The 22,731-nt window shown below is 74.4% G+C and carries 23 protein-coding genes; 12 read left to right on the forward strand and 11 right to left on the reverse strand.

The annotated features are described in order from the left end of the window. Positions 1-54 precede the first annotated feature (54 nt). The 4 genes from pknB to ACL02T_RS13580 all read left to right on the forward strand — a co-directional run bounded on the left by pknB (position 55) and on the right by ACL02T_RS13580 (position 3,557). A complete protein-coding gene (pknB, locus tag ACL02T_RS13565; RefSeq protein ID WP_412831043.1) occupies positions 55-1,980 on the forward strand; it encodes a Stk1 family PASTA domain-containing Ser/Thr kinase in 1,926 nt (641 codons plus the stop codon). Further along, positions 1,980-2,621, forward strand: coding sequence for an aminodeoxychorismate/anthranilate synthase component II (locus tag ACL02T_RS13570; protein WP_412831044.1), 642 nt, complete (start codon positions 1,980-1,982; stop codon positions 2,619-2,621). Before pknB ends, ACL02T_RS13570 begins: the two co-directional genes overlap by 1 nt. 114 nt (positions 2,622-2,735) lie before the next feature. Then, positions 2,736-2,996, forward strand: a complete 261-nt coding sequence (gene crgA / locus ACL02T_RS13575; RefSeq protein ID WP_412831045.1) for a cell division protein CrgA — start codon at positions 2,736-2,738, stop codon at positions 2,994-2,996. A gap of 126 nt (positions 2,997-3,122) precedes the next feature. Further along, positions 3,123-3,557, forward strand: coding sequence for a PH domain-containing protein (locus ACL02T_RS13580; RefSeq protein WP_412831046.1), 435 nt, complete (start codon positions 3,123-3,125; stop codon positions 3,555-3,557). A gap of 146 nt (positions 3,558-3,703) precedes the next feature. Here ACL02T_RS13580 and ACL02T_RS13585 read toward each other — a convergent pair whose 3' ends face one another. Next, positions 3,704-4,576 (reverse strand): rhomboid family intramembrane serine protease, encoded by an 873-nt coding sequence (locus ACL02T_RS13585; protein ID WP_412831047.1) that lies wholly within the window; start codon positions 4,574-4,576, stop codon positions 3,704-3,706. Between the two features lie 7 nt (positions 4,577-4,583). Next, the gene (locus ACL02T_RS13590; RefSeq protein WP_412831048.1) at positions 4,584-5,123 is read right to left on the reverse strand and encodes a peptidylprolyl isomerase; all 540 of its coding nucleotides are present in this window, start codon (positions 5,121-5,123) and stop codon (positions 4,584-4,586) included. Positions 5,124-5,175: 52 nt separating this feature from the next. On the opposite strand from ACL02T_RS13590, the gene ACL02T_RS13595 reads away from it, so the two are divergent. Further along, positions 5,176-5,655: a hypothetical protein gene (locus ACL02T_RS13595; protein WP_412831049.1), complete on the forward strand. Its 480-nt coding sequence runs from the start codon at positions 5,176-5,178 to the stop codon at positions 5,653-5,655. On the opposite strand, the gene ACL02T_RS13600 is transcribed toward ACL02T_RS13595, so the two are convergent. After that, positions 5,652-6,788: an alpha/beta hydrolase family protein gene (locus ACL02T_RS13600; protein ID WP_412831050.1), complete on the reverse strand. Its 1,137-nt coding sequence runs from the start codon at positions 6,786-6,788 to the stop codon at positions 5,652-5,654. The genes ACL02T_RS13595 and ACL02T_RS13600 overlap by 4 nt on opposite strands. A 261-nt stretch (positions 6,789-7,049) precedes the next feature. Between ACL02T_RS13600 and ACL02T_RS13605 the strand changes: the two genes are divergently transcribed. Then, positions 7,050-7,610 carry a hypothetical protein gene (locus ACL02T_RS13605; RefSeq protein ID WP_412831051.1) on the forward strand — a complete coding sequence of 187 codons (561 nt, stop codon included), beginning with the start codon at positions 7,050-7,052 and terminating at the stop codon, positions 7,608-7,610. Between the two features lie 170 nt (positions 7,611-7,780). Here ACL02T_RS13605 and ACL02T_RS13610 read toward each other — a convergent pair whose 3' ends face one another. Beyond that, a complete protein-coding gene (locus tag ACL02T_RS13610; RefSeq protein ID WP_412831077.1) occupies positions 7,781-8,428 on the reverse strand; it encodes a metal-dependent transcriptional regulator in 648 nt (215 codons plus the stop codon). A 78-nt stretch (positions 8,429-8,506) separates the two neighbouring features. Continuing rightward, complete coding sequence (locus ACL02T_RS13615) at positions 8,507-8,992, reverse strand: DUF4188 domain-containing protein (protein WP_412831052.1); 486 nt, start codon at positions 8,990-8,992, stop codon at positions 8,507-8,509. 126 nt (positions 8,993-9,118) lie between these two features. On the opposite strand from ACL02T_RS13615, the gene ACL02T_RS13620 reads away from it, so the two are divergent. The 5 genes from ACL02T_RS13620 (at position 9,119) to ACL02T_RS13640 (ending at position 13,891) form a co-directional block, all read left to right on the forward strand. Then, positions 9,119-11,344, forward strand: a complete 2,226-nt coding sequence (locus ACL02T_RS13620; protein ID WP_412831053.1) for an ATP-binding protein — start codon at positions 9,119-9,121, stop codon at positions 11,342-11,344. Next, positions 11,341-12,444 (forward strand): hypothetical protein, encoded by a 1,104-nt coding sequence (locus ACL02T_RS13625; RefSeq protein ID WP_412831054.1) that lies wholly within the window; start codon positions 11,341-11,343, stop codon positions 12,442-12,444. The genes ACL02T_RS13620 and ACL02T_RS13625 overlap by 4 nt, the downstream gene beginning before the upstream one ends. A 179-nt stretch (positions 12,445-12,623) precedes the next feature. After that, positions 12,624-12,824: a heavy-metal-associated domain-containing protein gene (locus ACL02T_RS13630; protein ID WP_412831055.1), complete on the forward strand. Its 201-nt coding sequence runs from the start codon at positions 12,624-12,626 to the stop codon at positions 12,822-12,824. 104 nt (positions 12,825-12,928) lie between these two features. Continuing rightward, entirely contained in the window at positions 12,929-13,351 is a 423-nt protein-coding gene (locus tag ACL02T_RS13635) for a hypothetical protein (RefSeq protein WP_412831056.1), read from the forward strand. Positions 13,352-13,414: 63 nt separating this feature from the next. Beyond that, on the forward strand, positions 13,415-13,891 hold the full coding sequence (locus tag ACL02T_RS13640; RefSeq protein ID WP_412831057.1) for a DUF6010 family protein: 477 nt from the start codon (positions 13,415-13,417) through the stop codon (positions 13,889-13,891). Positions 13,892-13,946: 55 nt separating this feature from the next. On the opposite strand, the gene ACL02T_RS13645 is transcribed toward ACL02T_RS13640, so the two are convergent. Both ACL02T_RS13645 and ACL02T_RS13650 read right to left on the reverse strand, forming a co-directional pair. Continuing rightward, on the reverse strand, positions 13,947-14,459 hold the full coding sequence (locus ACL02T_RS13645) for a L,D-transpeptidase (protein ID WP_412831058.1): 513 nt from the start codon (positions 14,457-14,459) through the stop codon (positions 13,947-13,949). Positions 14,460-14,816: 357 nt separating this feature from the next. Continuing rightward, complete coding sequence (locus tag ACL02T_RS13650; RefSeq protein ID WP_412831059.1) at positions 14,817-15,050, reverse strand: hypothetical protein; 234 nt, start codon at positions 15,048-15,050, stop codon at positions 14,817-14,819. A gap of 292 nt (positions 15,051-15,342) precedes the next feature. On the opposite strand from ACL02T_RS13650, the gene ACL02T_RS13655 reads away from it, so the two are divergent. Then, positions 15,343-16,233: a serine hydrolase domain-containing protein gene (locus tag ACL02T_RS13655; RefSeq protein ID WP_412831060.1), complete on the forward strand. Its 891-nt coding sequence runs from the start codon at positions 15,343-15,345 to the stop codon at positions 16,231-16,233. Here the strand turns inward: ACL02T_RS13655 and ACL02T_RS13660 are convergent. The 4 genes from ACL02T_RS13660 to ACL02T_RS13675 are packed head-to-tail and all read right to left on the reverse strand — an operon-like array spanning position 16,184 to position 22,627. After that, complete coding sequence (locus tag ACL02T_RS13660) at positions 16,184-16,957, reverse strand: SDR family NAD(P)-dependent oxidoreductase (RefSeq protein WP_412831061.1); 774 nt, start codon at positions 16,955-16,957, stop codon at positions 16,184-16,186. The two genes, ACL02T_RS13655 and ACL02T_RS13660, sit on opposite strands and share 50 nt — an antisense overlap. Then, positions 16,942-17,799, reverse strand: coding sequence for a 2-keto-4-pentenoate hydratase (locus ACL02T_RS13665; RefSeq protein ID WP_412831062.1), 858 nt, complete (start codon positions 17,797-17,799; stop codon positions 16,942-16,944). Before ACL02T_RS13665 ends, ACL02T_RS13660 begins: the two co-directional genes overlap by 16 nt. After that, positions 17,796-21,260, reverse strand: coding sequence for an indolepyruvate ferredoxin oxidoreductase family protein (locus ACL02T_RS13670; protein WP_412831063.1), 3,465 nt, complete (start codon positions 21,258-21,260; stop codon positions 17,796-17,798). The genes ACL02T_RS13665 and ACL02T_RS13670 overlap by 4 nt, the downstream gene beginning before the upstream one ends. Positions 21,261-21,292: 32 nt before the next feature. Next, positions 21,293-22,627, reverse strand: a complete 1,335-nt coding sequence (locus ACL02T_RS13675; protein WP_412831064.1) for an MFS transporter — start codon at positions 22,625-22,627, stop codon at positions 21,293-21,295. Positions 22,628-22,731 lie beyond the last annotated feature (104 nt).

A 22,731-nucleotide genomic window follows, 5' to 3' on the forward strand; every position in this document is an offset into this window, starting at 1 on the left:
CCCGGGCATGATGGGACCCGCCCCCGCCCCCGCCCCCTCCAGGAACCGGACCCGATGACGACCCCCAAGCTGCTCTCCGAGCGCTACCAGCTGGGCGACACGCTCGGCTACGGCGGCATGTCCGAGGTCCATCGTGGTATGGACACGCGGCTCGGCCGGGACGTCGCGATCAAGGTGCTGCGCGCCGACCTCGCGCGCGACCCCCAGTTCCAGCTGCGGTTCCGCCGCGAGGCCCAGAACGCGGCCGCGCTCAACCATCCCGCCATCGTCGCGGTGTACGACACCGGCGAGACCCAGAGCGAGTTCGGCCCGCTGCCGTACATCGTCATGGAGTACGTCGACGGCCAGACGCTGCGGGAGATCGTCAAGACCACCGGGCCGCTGTCCCAGCAGCGCGTCATCGAGGTCATGGCGGACGTCTGCGCCGCGCTCGACTTCAGCCACCGGCACCACATCATCCACCGGGACGTGAAGCCGGCGAACATCATGATCACCCGCAACGGCGCGGTGAAGGTGATGGACTTCGGCATCGCCCGCGCGTTGGGCGAGGGCCAGAACGTCACGCAGACGGCGGCCGTCATCGGCACCGCGCAGTACCTGTCCCCCGAGCAGGCGCGCGGGGAGCAGGTCGACGCGCGGTCGGACGTCTACGCCGCGGGGTGCGTGCTGTTCGAGCTGCTCACCGGAGAGCCGCCGTTCACCGGCGACACGCCGGTCGCGGTGGCCTACCAGCACGTGCGGGAGGACCCGCGGCGACCCTCGGACGTCAACCCGCAGATCCCGCCCTCGCTCGACGCCGTCGTGCTCAAGGCGCTGTCGAAGAACCCCGCCAATCGGTACCAGTCGTCCGCCGAGATGCGCGCGGACCTCATCCGGGTGCGCAACGGCCAGCAGCCGCTCGCCCCCATGGTGATGAGCGAGGACGAGCGGACCGCACTGCTCGCCGAGCAGACCGCCACCACCCGGCGGATCTCCGGCGGCGGCCGGCACGGCCCGCCGCCGCCCCCGCAGGTGTGGGAGGACGAGCAGCCGCGGCGCGGCACCGGGCGCACGATCGGGATCGTCGTCGCGGTGCTCGCCGCGCTCGGTCTGATCGGCTTCTTCGCCTACCAGGTGCTCGGCGGGCCCGCGCAACCCGACCAGGTCGCCGTGCCGGACGTCGTCGGGCAGGACCCCGATGCCGCGCGCACCGCCGTGTCGAACGCGGGGCTGCTGGTGGACCTCAGACAGGAGCCGTCGGACGTCGCCCAGACCAACAAGGTCACCCGCACCGACCCGGCCGGGAACGTCCAGGTCGCCGAGCGCAGCCGCGTCACGATCTACGTGGGCACCGGGCCGGCGTCGGCCACGGTCCCGGCGCTGACCGGCAAGACCACGGACGAGGCCGCGGCGCTGCTCGAGCAGCGGGGTCTCACGCTGGGCGACCGGAGCACCCAGGAGACCTCGGACTCCGACCTCGTCGGCAAGATCATCTCCTCGTCGCCGGCGGCCGGGGTCGACGCGCCCGGCGGCAGCGCCGTGTCCGTCGTGGTCGGCACGAAGCAGACGACCGTCGCGGTGCCGGACGTCACCGGTCAGAGCGAGGACCGGGCCACCCGGACGCTGGCCGACTCGGGGTTCACCTCGGTGCAGACCCAGGAGGTCGACGGCGCCGGTGAGGAGGGCACCGTGGTGGGCTCCAACCCGTCGGCCGGCACGCGGGTCGCCCCCGGCAGCACGATCACGCTCCAGGTCTCGCGCGGCAACAAGGTGCAGATGCCGGACGTCGTGGGCCAGTCCGTCGACGACGCGGTCGACCAGCTGCGCTCGGCCGGCATCCGCAACTACCAGCTGCAGGCCACCCAGGTGCAGGACTCGGCGCAGGACAACAAGGTGGTCAGGTCGGATCCGTCGGCAGGCCGGTCCGTGGACCCGGACGACACGGTCACGCTGACCGTGGGCCAGGCGTCCGGCGGTGGGTTCTTCGGAGGCGGGAACTGATGCGCGTCCTGGTCGTCGACAACTACGACAGCTTCGTCTACAACCTCGTCCAGTACCTGGCGCAGCTCGGCGTCGAGCCGGTCGTGCTGCGCAACGACGAGCTGACCGCCGGGCTGGACGAGCTCGGCGAGGTGGGCGCGGTCCTGGTCAGCCCCGGCCCCGGCACCCCGGAGGAGGCCGGCCGGAGCATCGACGTCATCAAGGCGGCCGGGGACCGCAACCTCCCGCTGCTCGGGGTCTGCCTCGGCCACCAGGCCATCGGGGTGGCCTGGGGCGGCGTGGTCGAGCGGGCACCGGAGCTGCTGCACGGGAAGACCTCGCAGGTCTTCCACGACGGGGTCGGCGTGCTGCGCGGGCTGCCCGCGCCGTTCACCGCGACCCGGTACCACTCGCTGTCGATCCGGCCGGACACGCTGCCGGTGGAGCTCGAGGTCACCGGGCGCACCGAGACCGGCCTGATCATGGCCGTGCGGCACAAGGACCTGCCGATCGAGGGCGTCCAGTTCCACCCCGAGTCCGTGCTCACCGAGGGCGGGCACCGGATGCTGGCCAACTGGCTCGCCACCGCGGGGCACGAGGTGCCGGAGGAGCTCGTCCGCCGGCTCGGAGACGAGGTCGCCGCCCTCACCGCCCAGATCTGAGCGGAGTCCGCGCCGGCCCGGCGCGGGAGGTTTCGCGCTACGGTGGTCGGCGAGCGGTGCGCACCCGGTGCGCACCACCCCGCACCACCCGCAGAAAGCTCCACGAGGTCCCCGATGCCGAAGTCCAAGGTCCGCAAGAAGGTCGCCTACACCCCGCCGGCGAGCGACCGGAAGCCCGTGAAGGTCAAGGGCCCCACCCATCCCGCGTACGTCGCCATCATGCTGGGCGTCGGCCTGCTCGGGCTGGCCTGGCTGATCACCGACTACCTGGCCCGCGACGCCATCCCTTTCATGCAGGCGCTGGGCGGCGCGAACTTCCTCGTCGGCTTCGGGCTGATCGTGATCGCGCTCCTCATGTCCATGCGGTGGCGCTAGCCGGACGCCATCACGCAGCGTGATACGGGGGACACCGACCCCGCCACCCCCCTGGCCAGGTGAAACTACAGGTGTGTGATTCATCCCCACTGTGGACAAGGCCTGTGGACAACTCTCACAGCTACCATGTGTGAGCACCGGTGGGCCCCGGCCCGCGGGCTCGTCGCGCTCGGCTGGGTCCTCGCCGGGGCCGCGCTCGCCTGGTTCCTGGTCCTGCTGCTCGGCGCCGCCGACCCGGCCGGGCGCCTGATCGCCGGGGTCGCCGCGCTCGGCCTCGGGTACGCCTCGCTGGTCGGCACGGTGGCCCGGCCCCGACTCGCGCTGCACGCCCACGGGCTCGTGGTGCGCAGCCTCACACGCACGCGGTCCGTCGACTGGCCCGCCGTACAGCGGGTGCGGGTGCTGCGGACGCGGCGCTTCGGCCGCGAGACCAGCCTGCTGGAGCTCGACCTGCTGGTCGGCGGCGAGGAGCGCCTCGTGGTGCTGGGCCGGCTGGACCTCGGCGCCGATCCCGAGGACGTCGCCGAGGTCGTGCGGCCCTACCTCCCCAGCCGTTCCTGAGCGGCTCGCCGTCGCCGGAGCGGTCCGGCGTGGGTCGCCGGAGCGGTCCGGCGTGGGTCGCCGGAGCGGTCCGGTGTGGGTCGCCGGAGCGGTCCGGTGTGGGTCGCCGGAGCGGTCCGGTGGAGGCCCCGGCGGGCCGGCCGGTCTCAGACGAAGGCGACGGCGGCGGCGCGTCCGACGATGACGGTCAGCACCGCGACCGTGAGCACCACGAGCGCCCCGGTCTGCAGAACCGTGCGGTTGCGCACCGGCGGCACGTGCACCAGCGCGAGGGTGGCGGCCGAGCCCAGCACCAGTCCGCCCAGGTGGCCGACCAGCGAGATCCCCGGCACGACCACGCTCAGCACGAGGTTCACCACGACCAGGCCGACGACCTGGCCAGTCGGGACCCGCAGCCGCCGGGCGACCACGAACAGCGCGCCCATCAACCCGAACACCGCGCCCGAGGCACCGGCGACCAGCGAGGCGGGCGGGGAGAACAGCATCACGGCGGCCGCGCCGCCGAGCAGCGCCACCAGGTAGACGGCGAGGAACCGGATCCGGCCCAGCACGGGCTCGAGCTCCCGCCCGATGATCCAGAGCGCCAGCATGTTGAACACCAGGTGCAGCGGCCCGTAGTGCAGGAAGCCGGCCGTCAGCGGCCGCCACCAGTCACCGGTGGCGACCAGCCCGGGAACCAGCACCCACTCCCGGAAGAGCGGCGCGGCGGCGTTCGACCCGATGCTGCGGGCCTGGGCGGCGGTGAACACGAACAGCGCCACGTTGAGCGCCACGAGCACCGGCACCACGAGCGGACGGCCACCCGGTTCGGCGCCCGCCACGGTCCTGCCCCGCCGGACGCCCCGGCTGCCCTGGTACACGCAGTCGACGCACTGCTGGCCGACCGCGGCGTCGCGCAGGCACTCCGGGCAGGCGGGCCGACCGCACCGCGTGCACCGCAGGCCCGTCGGGCGGTCCGGATGCCGGGGGCAGACCGGCGGCCCGGCCGCCGGCTCGGGCGGTCCGGCGGGGTACGTCACTCGGCTCCTACTCGACGTCGATGTGCTGGATCACGACGTCCGTCAGCGGCCGGTCGGCACGGTCGGTGGCGGTGTTCGCGATCGTGTCGACGACGGCGCGGGACTCCGCGTCGGCCACCTCACCGAAGATCGTGTGCCGACGGTTGAGGTGCGGCGTCGGGCCCACGGTGATGAAGAACTGGGACCCGTTGGTGCCGGGCCCGGCGTTCGCCATCGCCAGCAGGTACGGCCGGTCGAACTTCAGGTCGGGGTGGAACTCGTCCCCGAACTGGTAGCCCGGGCCGCCGCGACCGGTGCCGGTCGGGTCGCCGCCCTGGATCATGAAGCCGCCGATGACGCGGTGGAAGACCGAGCCGTCGTAGAACGGCCCGCTGGCGCCGCCGCCGGCGTTCGGCTGCGAGTACTCCTTCTTGCCGGTCGCGAGACCGACGAAGTTCTCCACCGTCTTGGGCGCGTGGTCCGGGAAGAGGATGATCCGGATGTCGCCCTCGGAGGTCCGCAGCGTGGCGGTCTGCTTCGAGTTGCCTGGTGCAGTCACGTCGTCCATCGTGCCAGGGTCGGTGGGGCACGCCACCCGGTACACCACGAGCGGAGGTCGCATGAACGCCCCGACCAGCCCCACCGGCACCCCCGAGGCGCTCGGCCGCGCCCGCGACCAGGCGGCGGCCACGCTGTCCTCGCTGGGCGGGACGGTGGAGGAGTTCGCCCACGAGGTCGCCGGCAAGGTGGAGGAGAACCTGCCCGTCCTCGCCGCACGCGCCGGCCGGGTCGCCGGGCGGGTGGAGGCGGTCGCCGGAGCCGCCGCCGCGACGGCCCTCGACCGGCTCGACGAGGGCGTGCTCGCCGCGCGCCGCGAGCTCGCGGCCCGGATCGACCCCGGCACCCCGTCGCCCCGCCGCTGGTGGTGGATCGGCGCGGGCCTGCTGGTCACGGCTTTGTCGATCGCCGGATGGTTCGTGCTGTCCCGGCGGCCCCAGCCCGTCGAGTCGATCACCGAGCCGCCGTCCACCGTCCCGCCCACCGACGTCGACCTCGAGCCGGGGACCCTGGCCGCGCCGGCCCGCGACGGTCGTTCCTAGGCGGTCTCCACGTCGGCGGGCTCCTCGGGCACGACCTCGGTGAGGAAGGCCGCGACCGCGCCCTCGTAGCGCTCGGGGTCGGCGTTCCACGCCGCCGTGTGCTCCACCCCGCCGACCTCCACGTACCGGATGGGCCAGCCGAGGTCCCGCCCCGCGGCGGCGAGCGCGCGGCTGGGCCCGACCGGAACGGCGGTGTCCGGCGTGCTGTGGACGAGCAGGGTCGGCGGGCGGCGCGCGGGCGGGTGCCGCAGCAGGTCGAAGTCGTCGAAGTCGATGCCGATCCGCCGCCGGGTGATCGCCGTCGCGACGGGGATCAGCTGCGGCGGGAGCAGCCGGTTGCGGGCCTGGCGGCGCAGCGTCGCGCGCCAGTCGACCAGCGGCGCGTCCCACACCACGGCGTCGACCAGCTCGGCCGCCGGGGAGCGGTCGAGGAAGGCCCCGCCGATCGCCGCGCCCATCGACCAGCCGACCAGCACGATGCGCCGGGCCCCCTGCTCCTGCGCATGGCGCACCGCGGCCTCCAGGTCCTCCCACTCGGTGTCGCCGAGGTGGAAGTGGCCGTCGGGGCTGGGCGGGGCGTCGTCGTCGTTGCGGTAGCTGATCACCAGGGTCGGCAGGCCGAGGCGGTGGAGCACCGGGAGGATCCGCAGGGCCTCGCGGCGCCGCCCGCCGCGGCCGTGCACGGCGACGGCCCAGACGTCCCGCGGGCCGGGGACCTCCCAGGCGGGTGCGGGTCCCAGCGGGGTCGCGACCCGCACCTCCCGGAACGCCAGCCCGCGCGCCCCCGGATCCGGGTCGAAGGGCCCGGCGTCGACGACGGCGGGTCCCTCCGGCGGGACCGGCCCGGACAGCAGGACCCGGCGCACGCCGTGCCGGTCGTCCGACAGCACCCGGCCGAACACCGCGAGCCCCTCCGCCCACCGCAGGCCCCAGACCCCGGGCTGGCGGACGAGCCGGCTGCCCGCCAGGGTCACCGACCCCGCGTCGGCCCGCAGCACCCGCTCGGGGTACTCGACGACCCGGGACGGATCGAGCAGCACGGCGGCGTAGTACCGGCCGACCCCCAGCGCCCCGGCCCCCACCAGTCCCAGACCCGTGCCCACACCGGCGGCGAGCAGTCCCCGAACACCCACGCGCCCGATCATCCCGAGTGGACCGTCCCCGCGTCGAGTCACCCTCCGTGGCCCGGGACGCCGATGGTCGCAGCGTCAAGCACCGCCGCTCCCCCGACATGGTGAAACACGTGTGACCTGCGTCTTTGCGGCCACCGCATCGGGTGAAGCCGGGTCGGAGGGCACAACCCGGTCACGACGCCTTCGTTGGCCCCGCAGATCCGCACGCGAGTCGACGACGGTCGACGTCCGGTTACCCCCGATCGGAAGGACCCCCCACTCATGAGCAGTCTCGTCAGGCGCACCCTCGCCACCACGGCCACCGTCGCCGGCGTCGCCGCCCTCGGTGCGGCCTTCGCGGGCCAGGCGTTCGCCGCCGACCTGCCGACGCTGCCGGAGCTGCCCACCGGGGCCGCGACCCTGCCCGAGGCCCCCTCGCCGGGGGCCCCGTCCCTGCCGTCGCCCGACTCCGCCCACGAGCTGCCCACGGACTTCGACTCCTTCTCGGTGCCGGGCGTCGCCAACCTCGAGGCCCCGAACGTCAGCGTCGACAGCAGCGGCAACACCTCCTCCGCGGGCGACATCCCGGCCGCCTCGCACGAGGCCGCCCACGAGGCCGCGCTCCCGGAGCTGCCGGCGCTCCCCCAGGACCACCTGCCGACCACGGTCGGCGAGTTCGCCACCCCGCAGGCCGCCCTGCCGCTGGCCGGCCCGGAGCTGCCGGAGCTGCCGTCGACCGCGGACCAGGACCTCGACACCCAGGACACCATGCTCCCCACCAGTGACCTCGCGGCTCCCTCCGCGGGCGACGTCGCCTCGCAGATCGCCGCCCTCGCGGGCTGAGCGTCCGCTCCCCACGGTGCCCGGTACCCCCGAGCCGGGCGCACCATTCCGACGCGCCGGCCGCCCCTCCCCCCGGGGCCGCCGGCGCGTCGGCGTTCCTGCCGCCCCGCGCGGGACCCGCCGTGGCCCCGCGCGGGGCGCTCCGGTGCGGACGAGGGCGGGCGACCCTCCTACCGGACCACGCGTCCGTGGACCAGCCCGATGAGCAGCGGGGCCAGCGCGACCCGCTCCCCGGACACCCGCACCCACCGGGGCCCGCCGTAGGGGTCCTGCTCCTCGACCTCGACCGTCACGCCCGGGCGCAGCCCGCGCTCGCCGAGGTACCGCAGCGCGTCGCTGTGCCGGTCCGACACCCGCTCGATCTCGAACCGGCAGCCCTCGGGCGCGACGGTGAGGGGTTGCCCCCAGCTCTCGTCGTGCCGGCCGGCGACCCCGGGGATGGGATCGCCGTGCGGGTCGTGCGAGGGATGGCCCAGCGCCGCGTCGATCCGCGCCTCCAGCCGGTCGCTCAACGCGTGCTCGAGCTGCTCGGCCTCCTCGTGCACCTCGTCCCAGGGCATGTCCAGCGCCCGGACCAGGAAGGTCTCCAGCAGCCGGTGGCGCCGGACCACCCGCAGCGCCTCCCGCTCGCCCGCGGCGGTGAGGCTGAGGATGCGGCCCCGCCGGACCAGCTCGCCGTCGGCCAGCCGTTTGACCATGGCCGACACCGACGGCGAGGACACCTGCAGCTCCTTCGCGAGCGCGCCGGTCGTGACGGGCTCCCCGCGGGTGGCCAGCAGGAAGATCGTCTTGAGGTAGTCCTCCACGGCGGGTGTCATGGTCCCCACGCGACGATGTTAGCCGCGCCTGACCTCGGCCGGAGTGCGCGTTCGGCCTGGTGCGGCCCCGGACACCCGTCAGGCCACCGTGCGGTCGGCCTCGATCCGCTGCCGGGCGGCGTCGGTGCGCGCCGTGACCGGGACGCGCGTGGTCGCCTTCGCCAGGCCCATCGCAGGCGTGCCCACGTAGATGCTCTCGGCCCCCGCCACCCGGTACGTCTCGTGCCAGACGCCCACGACCCCCGGTGCCCTCCGGGCCCGCCGGTTGAACGCGGCCCAGGCCGGGCGGTGGGTGGCGGTCCGGTCGCCGGCGTACGCGTAGAGCTCGTCGACCGAGCTCCAGTACTGGACGACGGTCGGGCCTGCGGCCCCGAGCAACGCGCGGAAGCCGAGCAGGCCGGACGCCGGATCCCGGGAGAGTTCCCGCAGCATCGGACCCATCGCCAGCAGGGTCGGCAGCCACCGGTCGACGCGCCACCACCGGTTGATCGTCATGCCGATGAGGAAGACCACCAGCTCGCCCTCGTGCTGGTGCGTCGTCCGCGAGCCGTCCGTGCGTGCCATCCCGCGCCTCCTCCGTAGAACAGATAGTGTTCCTCTCCGATAATGGAGAGCATCGGTATCCGCGTCAAGGCGTGGCCGTGCTCACCGGGCTCGCCTCCGGGGCCCGGCGCGTGGTTGGTTGACGTCGTGACGGGCGGCGACCGAGCGACCACGGCCTCACGCCGGGCGGTGGACGTCCGGCTGCTCGGCCCGGTCGGTGTCGTCGTCGACGGGCAGGAGCGCAGCGTGGGACGCGGCGCCGAGCGGGCCCTCCTGGCGCTCCTGGCGCTGCGGGCCGGGCAGGCGGTCTCGCCCGCCCGGCTGATCGACGACCTGTGGGGCGATCGGCTGCCCGAGGACCCGGGCAACGCGCTGCAGACCAGGGTCTCGAAGCTGCGCCGGGCGCTGGCCGCGGCGGGAGCACCCGGCGGCGTCGTGACCCGGGCCCCGGGGTACGTGCTGGAGGTCGAGCCGCGCCGGGTCGACGCCCTCCGGGCGGCGGAGCTGATCGAGCGGGCCCGCCGGGCCGACGGTCGCCGGGCCGAGGAGCTCTACACCGAGGCGCTGGAGCTCTGGCGCGGTGATCCCCTCGCCGAGTTCGCGAGCGAGGGCTGGGCGGGGCTGGAGCGCACCCGGCTCGAGGAACTGCGCCTGACCGCGGTCGAGGACCGCGCCCGGCTGCGGTTGGCCGCCGGCCGGGGCACCGAGGTCCTCGCCGAGGTGGAACCGCTCGTGGCCGCCCACCCCCTGCGGGAGCGGCTGCGCGGCCACCAGATGACCGCGCTGTACCAGGCCGGGAGGCAGGCGGAGGCCCTGGCGGTGTACGCCGACCTCCGCCGCGCGCTGGCCGAGCAGCTCGGGCTGGACCCGTCACCCGAGCTGGAGGCGCTGCACGACGCGATCCTGCGGCACCGCGCGGACCTCGCCCCGACCCCGGCCGCAGGCGGGCGCCCGCCCCTGCCGACACGGCTCACCGCCGTGCTGGGCCGCGACGAGGAGCTGACGCGGGTGGCGCGGCTGTGCCGGGACCGGCGGCTGGTCACCCTGACCGGGCCGGGTGGCGCGGGGAAGACCACGCTGGCGACCGAGGCGGCCCGGTCGGTGTCCGACCGGTTCCCGGACGGGGTCGTCCTCGTGGAACTGGCCGGCGTCGCGGACCCGGCACGGGTCGCCGTCGCGGTGCTCGACGCCATCGGACCGGCCGGCGATGCCGCGGTCGACCCGGTGGAGCGCCTCGTCGCCACGCTGCGCGACGGCCGGCTGCTGCTCGTGGTGGACAACTGCGAGCACGTCGTGGACGCCTGCGCGGTGCTGGTGGAGCGCGTCCTGGTGGGGTGTCCGGCGGTGCACGTGCTGGCCACGAGCCGCGAGCCCCTGGCGGTGCCCGGCGAGGTGCAGCTCCCGGTGCGCCCGTTGCCGACCCCGCCCGACGGCGCCGGGCCCGACGAGCTGGCCGCGAACGACGCGGTACGGCTCTTCGCCGAGCGCGCCTGGGCCGCCCGCCCGGGGTTCGTCCTCGACGGGACCACGCTCGGGCCGGTGGCCGAGATCTGCCGCCGGCTCGACGGGCTGCCGCTGGCGCTCGAGCTCGCCGCGGCCCGGGTGGGGGTGCTGCCGGTGGAGCAGATCGCCGCGCGCCTGTCGGACCGCTTCGCGCTGCTGACCAGCGGTCCGCGCACCGCGGCCGCGCGGCACCGCACCCTGCAGGCGACCCTCGACTGGAGCCACGCCCTGCTCGACGACGACGAGCAGGTCCTGCTCCGTCGCCTGGCCGTGTTCCGGGGCAGCTGGACCCTGGAGGAGGCGGAGGCCGCCTGCGCCGGGGACCCGCTGCCCCCGGGGACCCGCTGCCCCCCGACGCGGTGCTGGACGTGCTCGGCCGACTCGTCGCCCGGTCGCTGGTCGTCGATGCGCACGGCGACGGCCGCTTCCGCATGCTGGAGACCGTGCGGGTCTACGCCGCGCAACGGCTCGACGCCGCGGGCGAGCGGACCGAGTACGCGCGCCGGCACGCCGAGGCGGTGCTGGCCGTGGCCGAGGCGGCGGCTCCGCTGCTCCGCGGCGGCGACCAGGACGTCGCCCTCGCCCGGCTGCGGGCGGAGCGCGACAACGTCGACGCGGCGCTGGCCTGGGCGCTCGAGCACGCCGCCGAGGCACCCGACGTCGGTCTCCGGCTGGTGGGGGCACTGGGCTGGTGGTGGTACTTCGGCCGGCACGACGAGGGTCGGCGGCACGTCGACGCCGTGCTCGACGCGGCCGTCGGCGGCTCGGCCGCCGCCCGTGCGGTCGCCCACCAGGCGGCGTCGCTGGTGTGGCGGCCCGGGGCCTGCGTCGTGCATCCCGGCGCACGGTGCGCACGGGAGGCGGAGGTGAGCCTCGCCGCAGCCGAGGAGGCCGGGGTGGTCCCGGCGGCGACCTACGCCCGGATCCTGCTGGCCGTGGAGGGCACGACCGGGGCCGACCCGGCAGGCGCCGAGCACCTGCTCACCACCGCCGAGCAGGCGCTCCACCGGGCCGGCGACGAGTGGGGGCTCGCCCTGGCCACGTTCGTCCGGGCCGAGATCGGGTTCCGCACGGGCTCCCTCCGGCAGGCCGAGGCCGAGCGGCTGGCCGAACGGGCGGCGGCCGGGTTCGCCGGCCTCGGCGACCGATGGGGCCACTCCGCGGTGCTGGGCCACCACGGCACCGCCGTGCGGGTGGCGGGACGGCCCGCCGAGGCCGTGCCGCTGATCGAGCGGTCGGCCAGGCTCGCCGGCGAGCTCGGGTTGCTGCTGACGCTGCAGTGGATGCAGGCCGAGCTGGCCTACTGCGCACTTCTCCTCGACGACCGCGACACCGCCCTGCGGCGGTGCGCCGAGGCCGAGGAGACCGCACGTCGGCTCGGCGCCGGTCCCGGTGCGTCGTTCGCGGCGCTCGCCAGGGGCGTCGACGCGCGCCGCCGCGGCGACCTGGCCTCCGCGCGGTCCGTGCTCGCCCCGGCCGTCGAGCAGCTGGTGGCCGCCGGCATCGGCGGGCTGGCCGCCGCGCTGGCGGTCCAGCTCGGCCACACACTGGAGCAGTCCGGCGAGCTCGCCGCCGCGGACCGCACGCACCGTCGCGCGCTCGAGCTCGGGGGCGCGGCCGCGCTGCCCTCCGCGCTGGAGGGGCTGGCCTGTGTCGCCGTCGCCGGGGCCGTCGCGGGCGGGGCCGTCGCGGGCGGGGCCGTCCCGGGCAGGGCCGTCCCGGGCAGGGCCGTCGCGGGCGGGGCCGTCGCGGGCGGGACCGTGCCGGGAGCCGGGGCCGAGCGCGCCGCGCAACTGCTCGGCGCGGCCGCCGCCGAACGGGATCGGGCGGGGCGCCCCGCCGACGCCGTCGAGCAGGCCGATCGCGACCGCGCCATGACGGCCTGCCGGGTACTGCTCGGCGACGAGCGCGTCGCCCGCGCCCTCGCGGAGGGGCGCCGCACCGGCCCCGGTCCGCTCGTCGAGGGCTGATCCGGGAGCGGCCGTCCGGTATCGGACGGGGCCGCTCCCTCGTCCCGCGCCACTCCCCTGCCCGGGCCTGTCCGGCCCCGTTCACCCCGGACAGCGCCGGGACAGGGGCCGGACAGCGGTCGCGCCGACCCTTCTCCCAGGCGTTCGAACCGCGGACGCCCCGGAGGAGGGATCGCCCCGTGGAAGTACTCGAGCTCCGCGTGCCGGACATGACCTGCGAGCACTGCGTCCGCGCCGTCTCCGCCGGTGTGGGTGACGTCGCCGGGGTCACCGCCGTCGAGGTCGACCTGTCCGGCCGGACGGTCCGCGTGACCGGGGCGGCCGCCCCCGAACGCGTACGGGCGGCGATCGCGCACACCGGCCACCGGGCCGCGCCGTGACCCGGTCCGCCCACCCGACGACCCCGCCCCGGACGCCCCCGCCCCCGACGCCCCCGACGACCGCGACCGCGACACCGGCCGCGACACCGAACAGGACACCACGGATGAAGACCCTGCTCCGACCCACCACCCCGACCGGCCACATCGTCCGCCACTACCTGGAGATGGTCGTGGCCATGGTGGTCGGCATGATCGCCCTCGGCCCCCTCTGGTCGCTCGCCGGCGAGGCCCTCGGCTGGACCGCGGCGTTCCACGCGCCCGAACCGGCCTCGCTGATCATGGCCACGAACATGTCCGTCGCGATGTGCGCGTGGATGCGGTTCCGCGGGCACGGGTGGCCCGCGACCCTCGAGATGGCCGCCGCGATGTACCTGCCGTTCGTCGTGCTGTTCCCGCCGATGTGGGCCGGGCTGATCTCCGCCGGCACCGTCATGGTCGGCGGGCACGTCCTGATGCTGCCCGCGATGGCGGTCGCGATGCTGCTGCGCCGCGGCGAGTACATCGGCCACTGCGCGACCCGGTCCTGACCCGTCCCCTGCCCCGCAGCGGGCCCGTCGGGCCCGTCGGCACCCCCTGGAAGGAACCTGACCATGGTGGTCGAACTGCTCGTCGAGGGCGCCTTCGGCGGCGTCTTCTGGTCGCTCGTCGGCCTCGCCCTGTCGCGCTTCGTCCGCGACGTCCTCGGCCGGGTCCTGCTCGCCGGGGTCCTGATCGCCGCCGCGGCGTTCTACGTCGTGTTCGCGGCCGGCGCGGACGCGGGTCCGGCCTGGCTGGCCGTCGAGGTCCTCGGCGTCCTGCTCTTCGGCGGGATGGCCGTGCTCGGGATCCGGCGCTCGCCGTACTGGCTCGCCGCGGGGTGGGCCCTGCACCCGGTGTGGGACATCGTGTTGCACAACATCGGCCCCGGCCGGGCCTTCGCGCCCGAGCCGTACACCATCGCCTGCCTGAGCTGGGACCTGCTGACGGCGGCCCTGATCGCGGTCGCCTACGGCACCGGGTTCGTCGGTGGCCGCCGCGGCAGGACCGGGCGCACCGAGCCGGTCGCGGCGGGGGTCGACGTTCCCTGACCGACCTGCAGGACGGTGGCCCGGCCGGGAGGCCGGGCCCACCGGCGTGTGCGGGCTACTTCTGCGCCGGCGGCCCGTGGCGGGCGGCCATCTCCTCCGACGCCCTCACCACCTGCACCATGTCGCCGATCTGCAGGTAGGTGAACCAGGCCTCGGCGTCGGCCGGCTCGAGGTGGATGCAGCCGGCCGACGCGCGGTCGGGGCTGCCGGAGTGGAAGGCGATGCCGCCGTCCTCGAAGAACACCGACCACGGCATGGGGGCCGGGTCACCGTCGGGCAGCCGGGACTCCTGGCTGAGGTGGTCCTTCTCCTTGCGGTACACCCGCAGGGAGTGGCCGACGGGGGTCTCCTGTCCCTGACCCCCCGACGAGATCCGCACCGGGCCGCGGACGACCTTCCCGTCCTGGATCAGCCAGGCCTGCTGGGACTCGAGGTCCACGCAGGCCTTCGTCGAGATCGAGCACGGCGTGCCCTCGACGAGCGGCTCCGCGTGCGCCCGCTGCGCGGCGGGCGACTCGGCGAAGGCCGGGCCGGCGACGAGGGCCACGCCGAGCCCGATCGCCGCCACGGCCGTCGCGATGACCGTCCTGCGGATGCCCCTGCGTGACCGGGTGCCCCTGCGTGACCGGGTGGCTGGTGCGAAACGCCGCGTACCCAAACCCCTGCCGCTCCTCGTGTCGGTGTGGTGGTCTTCCGAGGGGAGGACGTTCGCACACCCTCCGGGGTTGCTCGATCACGAAGAGTAGTTTTCATCCGTGGTCGGGCACCTGGTGCAACGGCCGCGCACTCACCCGGGCAACGCCCACACCGCGACCGGTCACCGGGAGGCGCCGAACGGTGCGCGGACGTCGTCGCCGGCGACGAGCCCGACGATTCGCTCGGCTCCCTGCCGGAGCGGGACCTGACGGACGGCTGAACGCTCAGCTCAGTCGCCGCTGCCGTCCCGCAGCGTCAGGACGACCCGCAGGACGTGCTCCACGGCCGACTCGAACAGCGGTCCGCGCAGCTCGCCGCGCGTCGCGAGGTTCTGCGTGGCGAACTGGAGCATCCGCTCGGGCCCCAGCCGGCGCACCAGCAGCGCCGCGATCTCCTCGACGTCCAGCCCGGGGTTGTCGAGCCGGGCCAGCGCGAACTCGACGATCAGCTCCTCCTCGGACACGCTCCCCTCCTCCCCATGCCGCCCTCCATCCTCCCGCGCAGCGGCCTGCGCCGTCCTGGTGGCCGCGGGGGCTGCGTCGCCTACGCCGCGCCGGCGTCGAGCACCTCGTCCGCGCCGCCGACCACCACGCCGGGGGCCCGTCCGTGCTGAAGACCGTCGATCCCGCCGCCCTGCGGGCGACCGTGGGGGCGACCGCTACGAGCTGATGATCCCCGGCGCCGTGGTCGAGGTCCGCAGCCCGCAGCGGGACGGCACGACCGCCGCTCGGTCGTGCCGACGACGGGGAGCCACGGTGCCACCGGCCGGCGACACCCACGTCCGGATCGCCTCGATCACCAAGACGATGACCGCCGCCGTGGTCGTGCAGCTGGTCCAGGAGGGCCGCGTGCGGTTCGACGACCCGGTGTCGGCATACGTCCCGGACGTGCCGGGCGGGGACGCCGTCGCCGTCGCCGACCTGCTGATGATGCGCAGCGGACTGTACGGCTACACGAGCGACCCCGACCTCGCCGCGACCCTCGACACCGACCCCGGCACGGTGTGGACAGGGCAGGAGACGCTGGCCATCGCCTTCCGGCACCCCGCGGAGTTTCCACCCGGCACGTCCTACGACTCCAGCAACACCAACTGCGCCCTGCTCGGCCTGATCGTCGAGCAGGCCGACGGCAGGCACCTCGCCGAGGTCTACCGCGAAAGCCTGTTCGGACCGGTGGACCTGGCACGGATGTCGCTCCCGGCGAGCACCGACACCGCCGTCCCCGCTCCGTACTCGCACTGCGACAGGTACGGCGGCTCCCGCTACGCCGTGGTGGACAGCACGTACCCGCCGGACCTCCGAACCACGGCCAGGGCCGGAACCCTGCAGCCCGAGGACTACACCGACCAGAACCCGTCGTACGCCTGGGCGGCCGGAGGGATGATCTCCACCGCCGACGATCTCGCCACCTGGATCGGGGCGCTGGTCGGCGGCGAGGTGTTCGACGCCGACCTCGGGCGCCGTTGGCTGGACAGCCCGCAGCCCACCGACCCGGACGAGCCCGCCGCGACGCAGTACGGCACGCTGGTCACGCTGTTCGCGATCTACCTGAAGACTCCGGCGCCCGGAGCCGGAGGTCGAAGCCGAATGCGTGCACCTAGATCACCGGTGAGAGCCCGCCGTCGACGTTCAGTGCGGTACCGGTGAGATATCCCGCGCGTGGCGACAGGACGAACGCCGCGAGGTCGGCGAACTCCTCGGTCGTGCCGGCCCTGCCGAGCGGGATGCCCAGCTCCGCTGCGCGTCGGCGTTCGTAGTCCGCCAGGTTCTCCCCGGCAGCGGCGGCTGCTCGGGCCCACTGGTCGCTGTGGATGAACCCGACGAGCAGGGCGTTGACCCGGATCCGGTCCGCAGCGAGCTCGTTCGACAGGCCCTTGGTGAGCGCGAGACCGGCCGAGCGGTAGACCGAGCTCGGCATCGACCGGGCCGGCTGGAACCGGGCGAAGATGCTCAACACGCTGAGCACCGAGGCGCCACCCTCCGCCGCCCGGAGCAGCGGCAGGGCCGACCGCACCAGCCGGACGGCCGCGAGCAGTTTCAGCTCGAAGTCCGCCTGCCACTCCTCGTCCGAGGTGTTGACGAATGCGCCCGAGGTGTGTACCCCGGCGTTGCTGACCAGACCGTCCAACCTGCCCCAGCGCTCGCCCGCCGCGGCGACCAGCGCCCCGATGTCCTCGGCACGGGTGACGTCGGCGCGTACCGCGAGCACCTCGCCGCCCAGCTTCTCCGCGGCCTCCGCAAGGCGCTCGGGGTCGCGGCCGCAGATCGCGACGTGTGCGCCTTCCCGGAGCAGCACCTCCGCGATCCCGTAACCCAGGCCCGCGGTACCGCCCGTGACCAGGAACGTACGGTCCTTCAGCTCGAGATCCACGACGATCCCACCCCTTCCCCGAACGTGACGGCGACCTCGCCGAGCCCCTGGTCGAAGCGTGCCCGGTAGGTGCCGGGCACGGCTCGGGTGGGTGCGGCTAACGCCCCGCTGGACACCACCGACCCGGCGGGCAGGGTCTCCCCGGTCCGGGCAAGGGCGCCGACCAGCCAGGCGAGCGTCGCGAGCGGGTCGCCGAGCTCTGCGGACGGGTGCCCGTGGACCACCTTGCCCGCCGGCGTGTCCACGGCCGCCGTCACCTGCCGGACCCGCTCTCGCGTCAGGCGTGACCACTGTGTGCCGACCACGACGAAGCCGGCGACGGAGGTGTCCGCGATCAGACCGGTGAGTGTGAGCCGAGAGAGCTGTCCCTCGGGCCACCAGTCGGCGAATCGGCAGACGGGGATCTCCAACGCGGCGGCGATCTCGACCGCTTCGTGGATCTCGTCGGGGCTCGCCTCCGGTCCGAGGTCCGCGGACGTGCGCAGGACGAGCTCAGGTTCGAGCGGTGGCTGGTTGGCCAGGTCGAGCCGGATCTCCGCGCCGGTCGGGAGGAGGTGTCGGTCCGTCAGCCTGCCGAAGGTCGGCTCGGTGGCGCCGATCCGTTCCTGGTCGGCCTTGCCGGTCACGCTGATCTTGTAGCCACGGGGCCTGGCTCCCCGGGTCGTGCACAGCTCCGTGACGCACTCGCGCCGGATCGCGTAGGCCTCGGCCTGCGACAGCGTGGCGAGTTCGGCGGGCAGCGGGCGGGCTCGCCCGGTGGGCGTCGTCGGGCCGGGCCCGCCGACGACATCGGCGTAGGCGTCGACGGTGTAGCGGCACAGGCGGGTCGAGGTGGTGGTCATCGGGCCGCCTCCGCAAGTCCGTCGGTCACGAACGGAACACCTGCGGCGACCGCGAGCGGTCGGGCAGTCTCGACATACCGCACGACGGCGGCCATCTTGATCTCCTCGTAGCCGCGAACCTCTCCGATGGCGTCGACGAGCGCGGTCCTCACCGCGAGGTTCTCACTGGTCAGGCCGACGGCTACGGCTCGGCAGAGGGCGGTGTGGTGGGCGACGAGAGCCCGCTCGACACGGCGAACCCGGGAGCGGCTGAACACGTCGACAGGGGTTCCCCGCACCTTGCGCATCGCGCGGAGAGCTCCGAGGGCAGGCCGGAACCACGGACCGAAGGTGATCTTGCGGTCCATGCCGAGGTAGCGCAGCACGGGCGGGTGCAGGTTCCAGGACACTCGCGCGCCCGCGCCGAACTCGGCCTCCACCGCCGCGGTCACGGAGTCCAGCAGGTGCAGGCGAGCAACCTCGTACTCGTCCTTGTAGGCCATGACCCGGTGCAGGTGGCGCGCTACCGCCAGGGCCAGTCCGTCGCCGTCGACGGTCCGCTCCGCCGCCGCCACGTCGGCGACCACGTCCGCGTACGCACGCGCGTAGGCCGCGTTCTGGTATTCCGCCAGGTCGGGGATCCGGATCTCGAGCAGCCGGGCGAGCTCGCCGGTTGCGCCGATCCGGTCGACGAGGGCGCGGGTCCGAGCGTCGACCGCACCGCGGCCCGTCGGGCGGGATCCGAGTCGTTCGGCGAGGGCGGGATCGGCGACGACGGCGCGGCCCCAGCGGAAGGCGGCGAGGTTCTGCTCGACCGCGGTGCCCTGGTCGCGGATCGCCTGCTCGATCGACTCGGCGCGCAGTGGCAGGGCCCCCGCCTGGTGGGCGACTCCGACCAGCAGCGCGTTGGCGGCCATGTGCGTTCCCACGATGCTCTGCGCGAGTGCCTCGACGTCGAGGTAGACGTTGTGGTCGGCCCGGCTGGTCGCGTCGAGAGTGCTGCGCAGTTCCTCGGTCGAGGGGTAGCGCACGGTGGGGTCGACTGCCATCTGCGCGGTAGGCGTCACGGCCGAGGACGCGACCACCACCGTCCGGTCGGCACCGGCGGGCGCGAGGTTCGCCGGTGTCATCCCGGCCAGCAGGTCGAATGCGAGGAACAGGTCAGCGCCTCCGTCCGCGATGCCCGCCGGGGGTTCTCCGGTGGCGACGACCTGCAGCTGGGACACGACCGGACCTGCCTTGATCGTGGATCCGGTGAGGTCGAGGCTGCGCACGCGCCTGCCCTCGAGCGTCGCCGCGGCGCCGAGCATCTGGCTCACGGAGATGACTCCGGTCCCGCCGATCCCCGTCATGTGGATCGAGAACGAGTCGGTCGGGACGACGACCGTGGGCTCCGGCGCCGGGGGCGCCTCCGGGATCTCTGCCAGCCGCCGGGTCGCGTCCTTCGTCTCGACGGTGAGGAAGGACGGGCAGTCTCCCGCCGCGCAGGTGTAGTCGGTGTTGCAGGAGGACTGGTGGATGGTCGTCTTGCGCCCGAACTCGGTCTCCACCGGCTGCACGGACAGGCACTGTGAGGTCCGGCTGCAGTCGCCGCACGCCTCGCACACCCGCTCGTTGATCATGACGCGCTTCGTGGGGGTCGCGCCGGTCCGGCGCTGCCACCGTCGCTTCTCCGCCGCGCACATCTGGTCGTGGATCAGCACCGTCACCCCGGGCAGCGCGGCCAGCTCCTCCTGCACCGCGACGATCTCCTCGCGCGGCCGGACCCGGACACCGCGGGGAAGGTCCCGGCGCCGGTACTTCCCGGGATCGTCGCTGGTCACCACGACCCGGGTGACGCCCTCGGCGAGCAGCATCCGCGCCATCGCGGGCACGGTCATCCCGCCGCGGACGTCCTGCCCGCCGGTCATCCCGACGGTGCCGTTGTAGAGCAGCTTGTAGGTGACGTTGACACCGCCCGCGACCGCCGCGCGCACCGCGAGGCTGGCCGAGTGGTGGAACGTCCCGTCCCCGACGTTCTGCACGAGGTGCGGGGTGTTCGTGAAGGGGGCCATGCCCAGCCACTGCGCCCCCTCGCCGCCCATCTGGGTGTAGCCGGAGATCTCACCGTGCTCCGGTCGGCCGGCGAACAGGCCCAGCAGGTGGCAGCCGATGCCCGCGCCGACGCTCGCCCCCTCGGGCGCCTTCAGACCCGTGTTGTGCGGGCAGGCCGAGCAGAAGAAACCTGTTCGCGACGTGGTGAGCAGCGGCAACGGTGCCGGACGGGAGCGTGGGACCGCGGCGGACAGCCCCCAGCGCTCGGCGAACCGGCGGGTGAGCAGACCTGTCGTGATCTCGCCGTGCACCGGCAGGAACTCCGCGCCGGACTCGTCGGTCTTCCCGACGATCGTCGGCCGGTCGGTGCGCCCGTAGAGGGCGTCCTTGAGCGAGGGCTCCAGGATCGGGCGCTTCTCCTCGACCACGAGGATCTCGGTCAGCCCGTCCGCGAACTCCTCCCACTCGGCGCCGGCGATCGGGTACGGCGCCATGACCTTCTTGAGCCGGACCCCCCGACGACGCAGGTCCGCCTCGCCCACACCGAGCCGGTCGAGCGCCCGGCGCAGCTCGGCGTACGCGGGCCCCGCGGCGACGATCCCCGTCGTGGCTCCCGCCGGGTCGACGACAACCGGGTTGAGCCGGTTCTGTCGGATGTACTCGGCGGCGAGCCGGAGCCGGGCCGCGTGCAGATCCCGCTCCGCGTCCTTCATGAGCTCGCCGGCGTCGTTCACCCGCAGACGTGGGCTGAACGGCACACCGTCGAGCGTCACGGTCGGGATCTGCGGCGTGACCGGCGTGTCCCGCACCGGCCCCGTGCCGTCGGCGACCGAGGTGACCATCTTGAACCCCACCCACACACCCGCGGCCCGCGAGAGCGCGTAGCCGTGGAGGCCGAGGTCGCGCACCTCCTGGACCGAGCTCGGATAGAGCACCGGCATCCCCCAGGCGTGGAACGCGAGGGTGCTGTCGCTCGGGTACATCGTGGCGTTGGGCTTCGGGTCGTCCCCCGCCACCACCAGCACACCGCCGTACGGCGCGGCGCCGCGGATCGCGCCGTGCCGCAGCGCGTCGCCCGCCCGGTCGACCCCGGGCGCCTTGGCGTACCACATCCCGAACACACCGTCGACGGTCGCGCCGGCGGTGCCGGTCACGGTCTGGCTGCCCCAGACCGCGGTGGCCGCGAGCTCCTCGTTGAGCCCCGGCGAGTGCACGATCCGCCGCTCGGCAAGCTCGGCGGACCGGGCCTCCAGGACGTCGTGCAGCCGGCCGATCGGCGAGCCCGGGTAACCGGACACGAACCCGCCCGTGGTGAGCCCGGCGCGGGCGTCCGCGGCGGCCTGGTCGGTCAGGACCCGGACGAGGGCCTCGATGCCGGTGAGGCGCTCCGCTGCGGCTCCTCCGGCGTCGGGGGCCTCGACGGGCGCGCGGCTGAGCGTCTCTGTCACGTGCGTCTCCCGGTGGTGGGACGGGGGTGGCGTCAGGCCTGGGCGGCGGCGCGGGCGGGGTCGGCGTCGACGACCACGGCGGCGGTGCGCGGGCTCGTCTCCTTGGCGAGCAGGCCCGCGACCAGCGAGATCGCGCCGAGGACCACCAGGTAGACGGAGATCGACCAGGGCTCGCCGCCGGACCACTCCATGAGCAGGACGGCGACGACGGGCGCCGTGCCGCCCGCGATCGCGTTGCACAGCTGGTAGCCGAGGTTCACCCCGGTGCAGCGGACCTCGGGCGGGAACAGCTCCGAGAGGTAGGAGGCCTCGACCTGATTGCAGAGGTATTGGGCCGCGAGCCCGAGCAGCAGGCCCGCCACGATGCCGACGAACACCGCCGTGTCGACCAGCCAGAACATCGGGAACGCGATGACCATCAGCACGACGCAGCCCAAGGCGAACACGCGCCTGCGGCCGACCCGGTCGGCGAGGATGCCGACCGTCCACGCGTAGCAGAGGTTGATGGCGGTCGCGGTGGCCAGCGCAGCCATCATGACGGTGCTGTCCAGGCCCGGCCGGAGCGTGGCGTACGACAACATGAACGTCGCGACGACGAACGCCACCGTGGTGGTGCCGAGGTGCATGCAGAAGGTCAGCAGCACGGTGCGCCACTGGGTGCGCAGGAGCCGCACGAGCGGGAGCTGCACCGTGCCGGCCTCGGCCACCTGCTGGAAGGTCCGGGTCTCCTCGACCCGCAGGCGCAGGTACATCCCGATGCCGATGAGGATCACGCTCGCGATGAAGGGCACGCGCCAGCCCCAGGCCAGGAAGGCCTCGGGGCTGAGGCTCGCCCGCAGGCCCAGGGTGGTGCCCAGCGCGGCGAGGAAGCCGATGCCGGAGGAGAAAGGCACGAAGCTCGCGAAGAACGCCCGCCTGCCCTCCGGCGCGTGCTCGACGATCATCGTCGTCGCGCCGGACCACTCGCCGCCGAGCGCGAAGCCCTGCAGGATCCGTAGCATGGTGAGCAGGACCGGGGCGGCGACCCCGATGCTCGCGTACGTCGGCAGCAGCCCGATCAGTGCGGTCGCGACGCCCATCAGCACCAGCGACCACACGAGCAGGGTCTTCCGCCCGAGCCGGTCCCCGAAGTGCCCGAACACGATGCCGCCGAGCGGCCTGCTGAGGAAGCCCGCCGCGAAGGTGCTCAGCGAGGCGATGGTGCCGGTGACGGGGTCGAGCGCCGGGAAGAACAGCACGTTGAAGACGCTCGCCGCGAGCGTCGCGTAGATCATGAAGTCGTACCACTCGATGATCGTGCCGATCATCCCGATGAGCGTGGCTCGGCGCACGGTCCGGAGCTGGTCCGGGCTGGAGGAGTTCGTCATCGTTGGCAGCTCCCGGGTGGTGGCGGAGTGTCGCCGTCGACACTCGCTTCTGAGGAACTTCACGATGATGCGGGGGCGACACGGCAGAATGAAGTGACCAAATC

Origin of the sequence: Pseudonocardia oceanicola, from assembly GCF_047200735.1 — a bacterium.
Taxonomy (GTDB): domain Bacteria; phylum Actinomycetota; class Actinomycetes; order Mycobacteriales; family Pseudonocardiaceae; genus Pseudonocardia.

Bases quoted from the DNA above. Each gene is read 5' to 3' on its own strand.
- ACL02T_RS13595 (WP_412831049.1), top strand. From the start codon at position 5,176: ATGAACGCCCCGACCAGCCCCACCGGCACCCCCGAGGCGCTCGGCCGC.
- ACL02T_RS13570 (WP_412831044.1), top strand. From the start codon at position 1,980: ATGCGCGTCCTGGTCGTCGACAACTACGACAGCTTCGTCTACAACCTC.
- ACL02T_RS13675 (WP_412831064.1), bottom strand. From the start codon at position 22,627: ATGACGAACTCCTCCAGCCCGGACCAGCTCCGGACCGTGCGCCGAGCC.
- ACL02T_RS13590 (WP_412831048.1), bottom strand. From the start codon at position 5,123: ATGGACGACGTGACTGCACCAGGCAACTCGAAGCAGACCGCCACGCTG.
- crgA (WP_412831045.1), top strand. From the start codon at position 2,736: ATGCCGAAGTCCAAGGTCCGCAAGAAGGTCGCCTACACCCCGCCGGCG.
- pknB (WP_412831043.1), top strand. From the start codon at position 55: ATGACGACCCCCAAGCTGCTCTCCGAGCGCTACCAGCTGGGCGACACG.
- ACL02T_RS13610 (WP_412831077.1), bottom strand. From the start codon at position 8,428: ATGACACCCGCCGTGGAGGACTACCTCAAGACGATCTTCCTGCTGGCC.
- ACL02T_RS13615 (WP_412831052.1), bottom strand. From the start codon at position 8,992: ATGGCACGCACGGACGGCTCGCGGACGACGCACCAGCACGAGGGCGAG.
- ACL02T_RS13605 (WP_412831051.1), top strand. From the start codon at position 7,050: ATGAGCAGTCTCGTCAGGCGCACCCTCGCCACCACGGCCACCGTCGCC.
- ACL02T_RS13635 (WP_412831056.1), top strand. From the start codon at position 12,929: ATGAAGACCCTGCTCCGACCCACCACCCCGACCGGCCACATCGTCCGC.
- ACL02T_RS13640 (WP_412831057.1), top strand. From the start codon at position 13,415: ATGGTGGTCGAACTGCTCGTCGAGGGCGCCTTCGGCGGCGTCTTCTGG.
- ACL02T_RS13580 (WP_412831046.1), top strand. From the start codon at position 3,123: ATGTGTGAGCACCGGTGGGCCCCGGCCCGCGGGCTCGTCGCGCTCGGC.
- ACL02T_RS13665 (WP_412831062.1), bottom strand. From the start codon at position 17,799: ATGACCACCACCTCGACCCGCCTGTGCCGCTACACCGTCGACGCCTAC.